Annotated in this window: 8 protein-coding genes; 1 reads left to right on the top strand and 7 read right to left on the bottom strand. The window is 74.4% G+C overall.

Annotation, left to right across the window (positions count from 1 at the left end):
• Positions 1-254: 254 nt before the first annotated feature.
• The 6 genes from ACFVIM_RS26955 to fmt form a co-directional block, all read right to left on the bottom strand.
• Positions 255-1,172, bottom strand: coding sequence for an RNA polymerase sigma factor SigF (locus ACFVIM_RS26955; RefSeq protein ID WP_384306318.1), 918 nt, complete (start codon positions 1,170-1,172; stop codon positions 255-257).
• A gap of 264 nt (positions 1,173-1,436) precedes the next feature.
• Complete coding sequence (locus ACFVIM_RS26950) at positions 1,437-2,879, bottom strand: GuaB1 family IMP dehydrogenase-related protein (RefSeq protein WP_384306315.1); 1,443 nt, start codon at positions 2,877-2,879, stop codon at positions 1,437-1,439.
• A 221-nt stretch (positions 2,880-3,100) separates the two neighbouring features.
• Entirely contained in the window at positions 3,101-4,141 is a 1,041-nt protein-coding gene (locus ACFVIM_RS26945; protein WP_384306314.1) for a sugar-binding transcriptional regulator, read from the bottom strand.
• Between the two features lie 259 nt (positions 4,142-4,400).
• On the bottom strand, positions 4,401-5,087 hold the full coding sequence (gene rpe / locus ACFVIM_RS26940) for a ribulose-phosphate 3-epimerase (protein WP_384306311.1): 687 nt from the start codon (positions 5,085-5,087) through the stop codon (positions 4,401-4,403).
• A gap of 153 nt (positions 5,088-5,240) precedes the next feature.
• Positions 5,241-6,686, bottom strand: a complete 1,446-nt coding sequence (locus ACFVIM_RS26935; protein ID WP_384306309.1) for an RsmB/NOP family class I SAM-dependent RNA methyltransferase — start codon at positions 6,684-6,686, stop codon at positions 5,241-5,243.
• A 312-nt stretch (positions 6,687-6,998) separates the two neighbouring features.
• Complete coding sequence (fmt, locus tag ACFVIM_RS26930) at positions 6,999-7,937, bottom strand: methionyl-tRNA formyltransferase (RefSeq protein WP_384306306.1); 939 nt, start codon at positions 7,935-7,937, stop codon at positions 6,999-7,001.
• A gap of 621 nt (positions 7,938-8,558) precedes the next feature.
• Here fmt and ACFVIM_RS26925 point away from each other — a divergent pair.
• Positions 8,559-9,098, top strand: coding sequence for a hypothetical protein (locus tag ACFVIM_RS26925; protein ID WP_384306303.1), 540 nt, complete (start codon positions 8,559-8,561; stop codon positions 9,096-9,098).
• A gap of 324 nt (positions 9,099-9,422) precedes the next feature.
• On the opposite strand, the gene ACFVIM_RS26920 is transcribed toward ACFVIM_RS26925, so the two are convergent.
• Entirely contained in the window at positions 9,423-11,636 is a 2,214-nt protein-coding gene (locus ACFVIM_RS26920; protein ID WP_384306300.1) for a primosomal protein N', read from the bottom strand.
• Positions 11,637-11,773: the final 137 nt, after the last annotated feature.

The raw sequence follows: 11,773 nt of genomic DNA, 5'->3' as shown, positions 1-11,773 counted from the left end.
GCCCGAGGGCCGTTCCCGAAAGGGCTTCCTCCGTATGCGGCGCGTCCTCGCCGTCGGCGCCCGCCGCTCACGCCCGTGAGCCATCTCACCCGCCTGCCCCACGGTGTGCCGTTCCGCTGGCGCGTGGAGGTTTCCCCGGTCGTGTCCGGTCCGCTGGCGCCCGGGAGGCCTTGCCCTGTACCGGCGGTGCCGTGTTCCCCCCGCGTACGGAGACCACACGAAGGCCGCTCCAGAGCACCCTTCCCCGGTCCGGACTACTCCAGCAGGCCCTCGCGCAGCCGGGTGGTGATCCGGGTGAGCAGCCGCGACACATGCATCTGGGAGACCCCGAGCCGGGCCCCGATCTCCGACTGGGTCAGCTCCTCGCCGAAGCGCATCTGCAGGATCGCGCGATCACGGTTGTCGAGATCCTTGAGCAGCGGCTTCAGCGCCTGCACGTTCTCGGCGATCTCCAGGTCGGCGTCGGGCGCGCCCAGACGGTCCGAGAGCGGGGTCGCGGTGTTGTCGGAGGGGTCGTCCAGGGGCATGTCGATGGAGCCCGCCGTGTAGCCGTTGCTGGCGACGACGCCCTCGATGACCTCCTGCTCGTCGATCCCGAGATGGGCGGCGAGTTCGGCCGTCGTCGGCGACCGGTCGAGCCGCTGGGAGAGCTCGTCGGTCGCCTTGGCCAGGTCGATACGGAGTTCCTGGAGCCTGCGGGGGACGTGGACCGCCCAGCTGGTGTCCCGGAAGAACCGCTTGATCTCCCCCACGATGTAGGGGACGGCGAAGGTCGCGAACTCCACCTCGCGGCTGAGCTCGAACCGGTCGATCGCCTTGATCAGGCCGATGGTCCCGACCTGGACGATGTCCTCCATCTGTTCGGCCCGGTTGCGGAAGCGTCCGGCCGCGTACTTCACCAGCGCGAGGTTCAGCTCGATGAGCGTGTTCCGCACGTACTGGTGGTCGCGGGTGCCCTCCTCCAGGGAGGCCAGCCGGACGAAGAAGATCCGCGAGATCTCCCGCGCGTCCCTGGGCGCCACCGCGCCCGGATCCGCGATCTCCGGGAGGTCAAGATCCGCACTGACGGACCGCGCTCCGGTGTCGGCGAGCGGTGCCGGTTCTGCCGCGCCAGAAGGCGCCCCGGACCGCCGTACGTCACTCTGTGTGCCAGGCTGCGTGAGTTCGGTCATGACCGTGCTCGCCGTGGACACTTCGTCCTCCCCTGCTCCGTGGTCAGTGCAGGGCGCGCCTACCCGGGCTCATGCCTTTCATTCGCATGATTTCCGGGAGTGTCATTCCCACGATCTACGGGGGTGGCTCCACCGGCCGCGGGAAGCGGGGCGCTCCGGCCCGGGAGCGGGCCGGAGCGGCGTGGTCCCGCGCCGGGGCTGCCGGGAGAACCAGGGGGGTGTGTCCCGCGCCGGGGCCTCAACGGCGCGGCGCGGGACCTGTGATCAGTTCCAGCTCGCGTGGAGGGGCTTGCCCTCGGCGTACCCGGCGGCGCTCTGGACGCCGACGACGGCGCGCTCGGCGAACTCCTCCAGGGAGCCCGCGCCCGCGTAGGTGCAGGAGGAGCGGACTCCCGCGATGATCGAGTCCACCAGATCCTCGACGCCCGGCCGGGCCGGGTCGAGGAACATCCGCGAGGTGGAGATGCCCTCCTCGAAGAGCGCCTTGCGGGCGCGGTCGTAGGCGGACTCCTCGCTGGTGCGGTTGCGCACGGCGCGGGCGGACGCCATGCCGAACGACTCCTTGTAGAGCCGTCCGTCGGCGGTCTGCTGGAGGTCGCCCGGGGACTCGTAGGTGCCCGCGAACCAGGAGCCGACCATCACGTTGGAGGCACCGGCGGCCAGGGCCATGGCGACGTCGCGCGGATGGCGCACCCCGCCGTCGGCCCAGACGTGCTTGCCGTACTTCCTGGCCTCGGCGGCGCACTCCAGGACGGCGGAGAACTGCGGCCGCCCCACACCGGTCATCATGCGGGTGGTGCACATGGCGCCGGGGCCCACACCGACCTTGATGATGTCGGCGCCCGCCTCGATGAGGTCGCGCACGCCTTCGGCGGCGACGATGTTGCCCGCGACGATCGGCACCCGCGGGTCGAGCGCCCGCACCGCCTTGATCGCGGCGATCATCGACTCCTGGTGGCCGTGGGCGGTGTCCACGACGAGGGTGTCGACGCCCGTGTCCAGGAGCTGCTTGGCCTTGCCCGCCACATCGCCGTTGATCCCGACGGCGGCGGCGATCCGCAGTCGGCCCTGGGCGTCCACGGCGGGGGTGTAGAGGGTGGCGCGCAGCGCGCCCTTGCGGGTGAGGATGCCCGCCAGGCGGCCCTCCGCGTCGACGGCGGGGGCATAGCGCCGGTTGGCCTGGTCCAGCTGGTTGAAGGCGTCCCGGGGGTCGATGCCGGCGTCCAGGATCAGCAGATCCCGGGACATGACCTCGGTGAGCTGGGTGAAGCGGTCGACGCCCGAGAGGTCGGCGTCGGTGACCACACCGACGGGCCGGTGGTTCTCGTCCACGACGACACCCGCGTCATGGGCCCGCTTGGGCAGCAGGGCCAGCGCGTCGGCGACGGTCTGGTGCGGGGCGAGCACGATGGGGGTGTCGAGGACGAGGTGGCGCGTCTTGACCCAGGAGACGACGTCGGTGACGACCTCGATCGGGATGTCCTGGGGGATGACGACCAGGCCGCCGCGGCGGGCGAGGGTCTCGGCCATCCGGCGTCCGGCGATGGCGGTCATATTGGCCACGACCAGCGGAATGGTGGTCCCCGTGCCGTCCGGCGAGGAGAGGTCCACGCTCTGCCGGGAGCCTACGGCCGAGCGGCGCGGCACCATGAAGACGTCGTCATACGTGAGGTCGTACGGCGGCTGCTGATCATTGAGGAAACGCACGTGCTGAACATCCCAGTCAATCGGAGGTGGCCCCCGGGCATCTCAGCCGGGGGGAGAAGCACGTACTTCAGTTTCCCATGCCCGGGGCGCGTTCGACCCTGGGAGAAAGCTCCAGCTCGGCGGCGGTGTCCCACACGGATCCTCCAAGCGGCTGCCGACCCGGGGCCCCGGCTCGGCCGCTCGGCCACTCGTCGATGGACGAGCACCGGGAGGGCGCGGCGTCAGTCGTCCGGGTCGGCGCGGTCCAGCGCGGGGCGGGGGCTCGGCGGGCCCGCCAGCAGATGGTCGGCGGCCGCGGTGTCGGTGACCAGGCTGGTGACCAGCCCGGAGCGGAGCACGGCGCCGATCGCCTCGGCTTTGCGCTGTCCGCCCGCTATCGCCACCACCTCGGGGATGCGCCGCAGCCGGTCCGCCTCGACGGTGATGCACCGCTCGCCCAGGTCCCGGCCGACCCGGCGGCCGTCCCGGTCGAAGAGGTGCGCGGACATCTCCGCGGCGACGCCGTACGAGGCGTACCGGGCGCGCTCCTCATCGCTGAGCATGTCGTGGACCGTGGAGATCCCCGGCTCCCAGGAGCCGATGGAGACCGCCGCGACCGTGACCTTGTCGAAGTACTCGAAGGCGCGGGCGATGCCCGTCTGGTGCCGCAGGGCGGCGGCGGTCGCCGCGTCGGGCAGCAGCATGGGCGCGTAGATGGGGTGCGCGTCGCCGCCGGAGACCTGGGCCGCCCGTCTGACGGCCTCCACCGAGCCGCGCTCGGCGGTGCCCGCGTCGTACACGCCCGTGAGCTGGACGACCGTGCACGGGGGGAGCCGGTCGAGGGCGGCGGCCATATGGATCGTGGAGCGGCCCCAGGCCAGTCCGAGCACATCGCCCTCGTTCACCAGCTCACCGAGCAGGTCGGCGGCCACCTCGCCCAGGTTCTCCGGGTCGGGCGACTCCTCGGCCTCCGCCGGGGACTCCACGACGACCGCGTGCCGCAGCCCGAAGTGGGCGCGGAGCGCGTCGGAGCGCTCGGCGTCCAGCTCCGCCGGAACGCGGATCTCGATGCGGACGAGATCCCGCTCCAGCGCCGTCTCCAGGACCCTCGCGACCTTGAAGCGGCTGACGCCGAACTCCTCCGCGATCTGGATCTTGGACTTGCCCTCCAGATAGAAGCGGCGGGCCATGGCCGCCGCCTGTACGAGCTCCGCGGGTCCCATCCGCAGGGCAGACCGTCCCGCCGACCTAGCAGACACCGCGATCTCCTCACTGCTGTTCACACTCCGGATCCGTCATCCTGTCAGATCCGGCGGTTACCGATCAGCCCTGTCGGGCCGAGTTCACTTGCTTGTGGTCCGGTGGCCGCGTGCGCGGTGGCTCGGGGTGCGCACGTGGTCGGTTCCGGGGAGCCCCTTCAACATAGCGCCGTCCGCCGCACGGGCGGGTCCGGCGGGTTCCGGCGCCCTGGCACCCTCCTGCCCCGGGGCTGAGGGCACACGCGTCAGGGCGCCGGGGGACGGCCGGAACGGCGGCACGGCCTCAGTGGCCGCAGGCCCAGCTCGCACCGGCCGTGGTGGCCTCCGCCGTGGCGCGCAGCGCGCGCACCGCGGCCGCCGGGTCCTCGGCCCCGTAGACGGCGGAACCGGCGACGAAGACATCGGCACCGGCCTCGGCACAGCGCTCGATGGTGGCCTCCGAGACCCCGCCGTCGACCTGGAGCCACAGCTCAAGGCCGTGCTTGGAGATCAGCTCCCGGGTACGGCGGATCTTCGGCAGCATGATGTCGAGGAACGCCTGTCCCCCGAAGCCGGGCTCCACGGTCATGATCAGCAGCATGTCGAGCTCGGGGAGGAGGTCCTCGAAGGGCTCGATGGGGGTGGCGGGCTTGAGCGCCATGGAGGCGCGGGCGCCCTTGGCCCGGATCTCCCGTGCCAGCCGGACCGGCGCGGCGGCGGCCTCGACATGGAAGGTGACGGAACCGGCCCCCGCTTCGACGTACCGCGGTGCCCACCGATCGGGGTCGGCGATCATCAGATGGCAGTCCAGCGGGGTCTCCGTCGCCCGGCTGAGGGATTCCACGACCGGCACGCCCAGCGTCAGGTTGGGCACGAAGTGGTTGTCCATGACATCGACATGGAGCCAGTCGGCTCCCTCGACGGCCTTGGCCTCTTCGGCGAGGCGGGAGAAGTCAGCGGAGAGGATGCTGGGGTTGATCTGTACGGCCATGGGCCAAGCCTGCCATGTTCCGGGGCGGTTCCCCTCCCCGGTCCGGGTTCCGGTACAGACCAATTGCGGACCGGGCCGGAGGAAGATCAGCACAGTCCGCGCATTCCCGGCTTTTCCCTGGGTGCCGGGCCCGGGTGGGGCCCGGCACAGGGCTCAGCCCGTGCGCCGCAGCAGCGCGAGGTACATCGCGTCCGTACCGTGCCGATGGGGCCAGAGCTGGATGTCGGGACCGTCACCGAGCGCGGGTACGCCCGGCAGCAGGGGCCGGGCGTCCACCCACTCCGCCGCGACGGCGGGACCGCCCCGGCCGCGCAGCACGTCGTCCACGACCACCCGGGTCTCGGCCAGGTGCGGGGAACAGGTCGCGTAGCCGACGACGCCGCCGACCCGCACCGCCGTCAGCGCCTCGCGCAGCAGGGAGCGCTGGAGCGGGGCGAAGCCGTCCAGGTCCTCGGGGCGACGGCGCCAGCGGGCCTCGGGACGGCGCCGCAGGGCGCCCAGGCCCGAGCAGGGGACATCGACGAGGACCCGGTCGAAGACCCCGGGCCGCCAGGGCGGGCGGGTGCCGTCGGCGGTGATCACCTGGTACGGGCCGGGGTTGCCCGCCAGCGCCCGCGCCACCAGGCCCGCCCGGTGGGGCTGCTTCTCGGCGGCGAGCAGCGAGGCACCCCGCTCCGCCGCCAGCGCCGCCAGCAGGGCCGCCTTGCCGCCGGGGCCAGCGCACCCGTCGAGCCAGTGGGCGTCGGAGCCCTCCAGCGGGGCGTTGGCGAGGGCGAGGGCGACCAGCTGGCTGCCCTCGTCCTGGACTCCGGCCCGTCCCTCGCGTACCGCGTCGATCGCGCCGGGCTCGCCGCCCTCGGCCAGCCGCACGGCGTAGGGGGACCAGCGGCCGGGGAGCGCGGAGTCCTCGCCGAGCGTGGCGAGGAGTTCCCCGGGGGTGGCGCGGCCGGGGCGGGCGACGAGGGTCACCTCGGGGCGTTCGTTGTCGGCGGCCAGCAGCTCCTCGATGCCCGCGCGCCCGCCACCGAGGGAGTCCCAGAGCGCGGAGACGACCCAGCGGGGATGGGAGTGGATCACCGCGAGATGGTCCTCGGCGTCCTCGTCATAGGGCGGGGCGACCCGGTCGAGCCAGGTGTCGAGGTCGTCCTGGGAGATCTTGCGCAGGACGGCGTTGACGAACTTGGCCCGCCCGTCGCCGAGGACCACCCGCGCCAGTTCCACGCTGGCGGAGACGGCCGCGTGGGTGGGGATGCGGGTGCCCAGCAGCTGGTGTGCGCCGAGCGCGAGCACATCGAGGACCGGCGGGTCGACCTCGCGCAGCGGACGGTCGACACAGGCCGCGATGATCGCGTCATAGGTGCCCTGGCGGCGGAGCGTGCCATAGACGAGTTCGGTGGCGAGGGCGGCGTCCCGGGCGTCGAAGTCCCCCTGCTCCCTGGCCCGTCGCAGCAGCGGCGGCAGGACGAGGTTCGCGTACGCGTCCCGCTCGTCGACGGCCCGCAGCGCCTCGAAGGCGAGGATCCGTACGGGGTCCTTCTGCGGGCGTCGATAGGGCTTGCTGGGGCGACGGGACCGCTGGGGGCGTGCCTGGTCGTTCAAAGGTGCTCCGCTGTAGAAAAGGGTCGAACCGAAGGTCACGAACCCTTCCAGCCTAATCCCTGCCGGATCAGCCCTCCGTCCCCGCCACCTCCCCCGCCCAGCGCGCGCCGGTCCCGCCGCGCGGGCGCCGTGAGACGGAGCGGACGGCGACGCTCCGTCCCGTCGGGCCTCAGCGGTGGGCCTTCCGCGCGCCCCGGCCACCGGGCCGGACCGCCCGGAGCCGGGACACCGTCACCAGCGATCCGCGCGTCCGGGCCCGCGCCGCCTCCGTACCCTCCCGTACCGAGGCCGCTCCCGTACGGAGGGGAAGTACTAAGCGGTGGTCCCCACGCGCTCCCCCGGGACGATACGGACACCACGGGCCCAGTCGGCGGCGCGCATCGGCTTCTTGCCCTGGGGCTGGACCCAGAGGAGTTCGATGGCATGGGAGCCGGTGCCGACGTACACATGGTTCTTGCCGACGGACAGCTCACCGGGCGCCAGCTGGGTCAGCTCGGGCAGGAGGGCCACGGAGACCAGCTTCAGCCGCTCACCCCGGAACTCCGTCCAGGCCCCGGGCGACGGGGTGCAGCCACGGACCACACGGTCCACCCGGAGCGCCGGGGTCCGCCATTCGACCCGGGCGTCCTCCACCGTGATCTTGGGCGCCAGCGAGATGCCCTCGGCGGGCTGCTGCACGGCCTTCAGGGTGCCGTCCTCGATCCCGTCCATCGTGGCGGAGAGCAGCCCCGCTCCCGCGAAGGCGAGCCGGGTCAGCAGATCGCCGCTGGTGTCGGTGGGGCGGACCCGCTCGGTCAGTACGCCGTAGACCGGCCCGGAGTCCAGCCCCTCCTCGATCTGGAAGGTCGCGGCGCCCGTCACCTCGTCCCCGGCGAGGATCGCGTGCTGCACCGGAGCCGCGCCCCGCCAGGCGGGCAACAGGGAGAAGTGGAGATTGACCCAGCCACGGGCGGGGACATCGAGGGCGACCCGGGGCAGCAGCGCCCCGTAGGCGACGACGGGGCAGCAGTCGGGCGCGATCTCGCGCAGCCGGGCCAGGAAGTCCTCGTCCCGGGGCCGCCGTGGCTTGAGCACCTCGATCCCGGCCTCCTCGGCGCGCTGGGCGACCGGGCTGGCCACCAGCCGCCGCCCCCGGCCCGCCGGGGCGTCGGGGCGGGTGATCACGGCGGCGACCTCATGCCGGTCGGAGGCGATCAGGGCGTCCAGGGCGGGTACGGCGACCTCGGGGGTGCCTGCGAAGACGAGCTTCATCGGTGCTGACTGCCTCTCAGGCTGGTGTATGCGGTGACACGCCGGCCCACCCGGTGGGCTGGTCTCCCACCGCGGCCACGCGGCGCTCCAGTCTAGGTCGTGTCTTCGAAATCCCGTCCGTATGCCGTGCCCCGGCCGCCCCGCTCCCGCGCGGCGCACGGCGGGCGTCGCCGCCGTCCCTCCCGCGGACGCCCGGCGGTACGGGAGGTACGACCCGACCGCGGTGACTCTTCCCGAGCCTCGCCCGGGGGGCGCCGTTCCCGGTGCGCTCTCCCCCTGTGCCCGGCGGCACGGAGGCACCCCCACCTGTGCCCGGCGGCACGGAGGCACCCCCCACCCGCGCCCGGCCGCGCGGGGCCCGTGCCGAGCGGCGTCGGGGCACCCACGGCACCAGACCCCGCGGGACTCGCCCCCGGGCGGGCAGCCCTCTTCTCGCGGAGAGACTCCCAGGCCACTTCCCCGGGGGCGTACGGGAGGCACGCGCGCCCTGCCCGTACGCGCCCACGCCCCCGATGCGTGACCACTTCGGCCGCTGGCGCGTTGGTCAAGAGAGATTGACCGAAGCGGGCCGCCAGTGATGCGGCCCGGCCCCTTTTCACCGCTGGTTCGAGAGGCTTCCCAATGGCCGACCACGCAACCCACGACGCCCAAGCGCGGGCGAGTCTGCATCTGTTGGTACGGGACATCGAGCGGGTCCGCCGTCAGGTGGACGCCCTGCGTACGCTCACCGCCCAGTTGGGCAATGTCTACCGCCCGCGACGCACCGGACCCTCCACGGGTTTCGTCGTCTACGGCAGGGCCCCCGCCCCGACCGTCCGTCTCGCCCAGGAACTGCGTGACAGCGTCGAGACGCTGGTCACGGCCGCCGTGGACTTCGACCGCTCGCTCGGATTCTCCTGGGATGCCGTGGGCTCGGCGCTCGGCGTGACCAAACAGGCGGTGCACCGGCGTTACGGCGCGCGCCGCGCGGCACAGCCCCCGGGCGTACCGGGTGCCCCCGATGTCATCGATCATGTCCCGGACACCACCACACGGACGCTTCCCCCGGGCCTTCCGGCGGTCCCCGCCGCCCGGGCCATGCCGCCGCAGCCCTCCTCCCCGGGCCCGTCGCTGCGCGACGAGCCCCGCCCCAGCCCCTTCCCCAGCCCGCGCAACGGCTGACGCCGCCGCGTCGGCCATCCGGATCCGGTACCGGGTGAGGTGGACGTACGGAGGCGGGGGCGGCCCTCGGTCCCCGCGGCCCGGCAGGTGCCCCTCCCATCAACACCGACAGAAGGGTCCCGGCGGACGGCCGGGGCCCTTCCTCCTGTCCCGTGCCCCGGCGCCCGAAGGCCAGACCGCCGCCCCGGTGGTGTGGCGCGTGGAGCCCGTACCGCCGGTGGCATCGCGCCGGGCCGCCGACGTGCCGCGCGGCCAAGGGGGCGCGCACGAGCGGCGCGGGGAAGGAGGGAAAGGGCGGAAAAGGGCATGGCGGGCGCCGCCGCGTCAGCCGATGTCCAGCGGGTCGATCCTGATCCGGATCTGGCCGCCACCACCACCGCCACCGCCGCCGGCACCGCGCGCCAGCCGGGACGCCTGGGCGGCCTTCAGGGCGGCGGCGAGCGCCGCGCCACTGCCCGGGGGCACCCGCACCAGCGCGCGCTCCCAGACCTCGCCCACCGGGGGGTCTCCCGGTCTGCGGGGCCGGCCCGCCGGAGGAACGGGCAGCGGCACCGGACCAAGCACTTCCGCCTCGGACGGCAGCCGCGCTCCCGCGAGGAAACCCTCGATCGCGTCACGCGGACCGACCACCGACGCCATCCGGGAGACCGGAGGGAAGCCCAGCTCCGCGCGCTCCGCCAGCTCCCTGCGGGCATGACCGGCGGGGTCCCAGCGGACCAGGGCCTGGACCGGCCGGAGCGTCGGTTCGGCGACGACGACCACCGTGCCGCCCTCCGACTGCGGCCGCACCAGCGCCGCCGCGTCCAGCCAGCGGCGCACCGCCTCCTCCCCCGCCCGCAGATCGGGCCGGTTGAGCATCGCCCAGCCGTCCAGCAGCAGGGCGGCCGCGTAACCGCCCTCGGCGACCGGCTCGGCACCGGGAGTGGAGACGACCACGGCGGGACGGTCGGGCACGGCGTCCAGTACGTGGTCGCGCCCCGAGGTCCGCACCGGGACGGCCGGGAAGGCCCGGCCCAGTTCCTCCGCCGTACGCCGGGCGCCGACCACACGGGCCCTCAGCCGGACCCCGCCGCACTCCTGGCAGTGCCAGTCGGCCGCCCCACGGCCGCACCAGCGGCAGGCCAGCTCCCGCTCGTCCGGGGCTTCGAGCGGGCCCGCGCAGTGACGGCACCGTGCCGGGGTGCGGCAGCGCTCACAGGCGAGCCGGGGCACATAGCCGCGCCGGGGCACCTGCACCAGCACCGGCCCGGTTCGCAGCCCGTCCCGGATGGCCCCCCAGGCCAGGCTCGGCAGCCGGGCGGCACGCGCGGCCTCGTCACGGGCCAGTTCCTCGTCCCCCACCGTACGGACCAGGGGCGCGGCGCGGCGGACCTCGTCCCGGTCGGCGGCCAGGGGCAGCGCCCAGCCGCTCTCGACCAGCTGGGCCGCCTCCACCGTGCAGCTCGTGCCGCCGAGGAGGAAGGCGACACCGCCCGCCGGGTCCCCGGCACCCTGGGTGGCGCGGAGTTCGAGGACCTCGCGGACATGGGGGAAGGGCGCGTTGTCATCGCCGTGGCTGGAGTCACCGTCGTCCCAGACGGCGACCAGCCCCAGATCCCGCACGGGCGCGAACATGGCGGCGCGGGTCCCGATCACGGCCCGCACCGAGCCCCGGCGCACCGCGAGCCACTGCCGGTAGCGGCGCTCGGGCCCGGAGTCGGCGGTGAGCAGCGCGTGCTGGCCCTCGCCCAGCAGCGCGGTCAGGGCGGCGTCGAGCCGCGCGGCGCGCCGCCCGTCCGGCACGACCACGAGCGCGCCGCGCCCGGAGGCGAGGGTGGCGGCGACCGCGCGGGCCAGCTCGTCCGGCCAGTGCGGTCCGGGGAGCGCCGTCCATACGGCCCGGGGGGCGCCCCCCGAGGCCAGCGCCTCCAGGAAGGCCACCCCCCGCCCGTACCGCCGCCAGGTCGCGGGGTCGGGGGCGGGCGGCGGCGGCAGGGGGTCCGGGGACGGGCGGGACTCCGCCCGTCCGTTGCGCGGCGGAATGGCGAGCTGGAGGACGTCCGCCAGCGATCCGGCGTAGCGGTCGGCGACCGCGCGGGCCAGCGCGAGGGTCTCCGGGCTCAGTACGGGTTCGGGTGAGACGACGTAGGCGAGTGCCGCGAGCGCGCCGCTGTAGTCCGACGAGGCCCGGCGTTCGACAAGGAAGCCGTCGACCAGGCCGCCGCCCTCGCGACGGCCGTCGCGCACCCGGTGCGCCCCGGCGCCGAAGCGGACGCGGACGCGGACGCCGGGCTGGGCGTCGGCGTCCAGCTCCACGGGGACCGCGTAGTCGAAGTACTGGTCGAGGTGGAGCACGCCCTTGTTGACCACGACCCGGGCCACCGGGAGCTCCGGGGCGAGCGCGGCGCCGCGCCAGGTGCGGGGCTTGGCGCGGGGGACCTTCGCCTCGCGCACGCTCTCGCGTATGAGCGCCAGCTGCTCCGGCCGCGCGCCGGGCGGGGAGCCGGGGGGCCGTGCGCCGGGCGGGGAGCCGGGGGGCCGCTCATCGTCGCTGCTCACGGCTTCATTCCTACCAGAGCCCAGTGACACTGCCAGGGCCGGCGCCCGCGCCCCTGCGTCGCCGGGTGCCGCACCGGCCGCTCCCCCCGCCGAGGGATCCGTGCCGGAGGGGGGGGACACGCCGGACGGCTCCGGCC

The sequence above is a fragment of the Streptomyces sp. NPDC057638 genome (assembly GCF_042800315.1).
Classification (GTDB): Bacteria; Actinomycetota; Actinomycetes; order Streptomycetales; family Streptomycetaceae; genus Streptomyces.
Note: the sequence above shows the minus strand (reverse complement) of the source record. Positions and strands in the feature narration are given on the sequence as shown.

What these genes read in the sequence shown, in the direction of transcription:
- ACFVIM_RS26955 (WP_384306318.1), bottom strand. Translation starts at nt 1,172, where the DNA reads ATGACCGAACTCACGCAGCCTGGCACACAGAGTGACGTACGGCGGTCC.
- rpe (WP_384306311.1), bottom strand. Translation starts at nt 5,087, where the DNA reads ATGGCCGTACAGATCAACCCCAGCATCCTCTCCGCTGACTTCTCCCGC.
- fmt (WP_384306306.1), bottom strand. Translation starts at nt 7,937, where the DNA reads ATGAAGCTCGTCTTCGCAGGCACCCCCGAGGTCGCCGTACCCGCCCTG.
- ACFVIM_RS26925 (WP_384306303.1), top strand. Translation starts at nt 8,559, where the DNA reads ATGGCCGACCACGCAACCCACGACGCCCAAGCGCGGGCGAGTCTGCAT.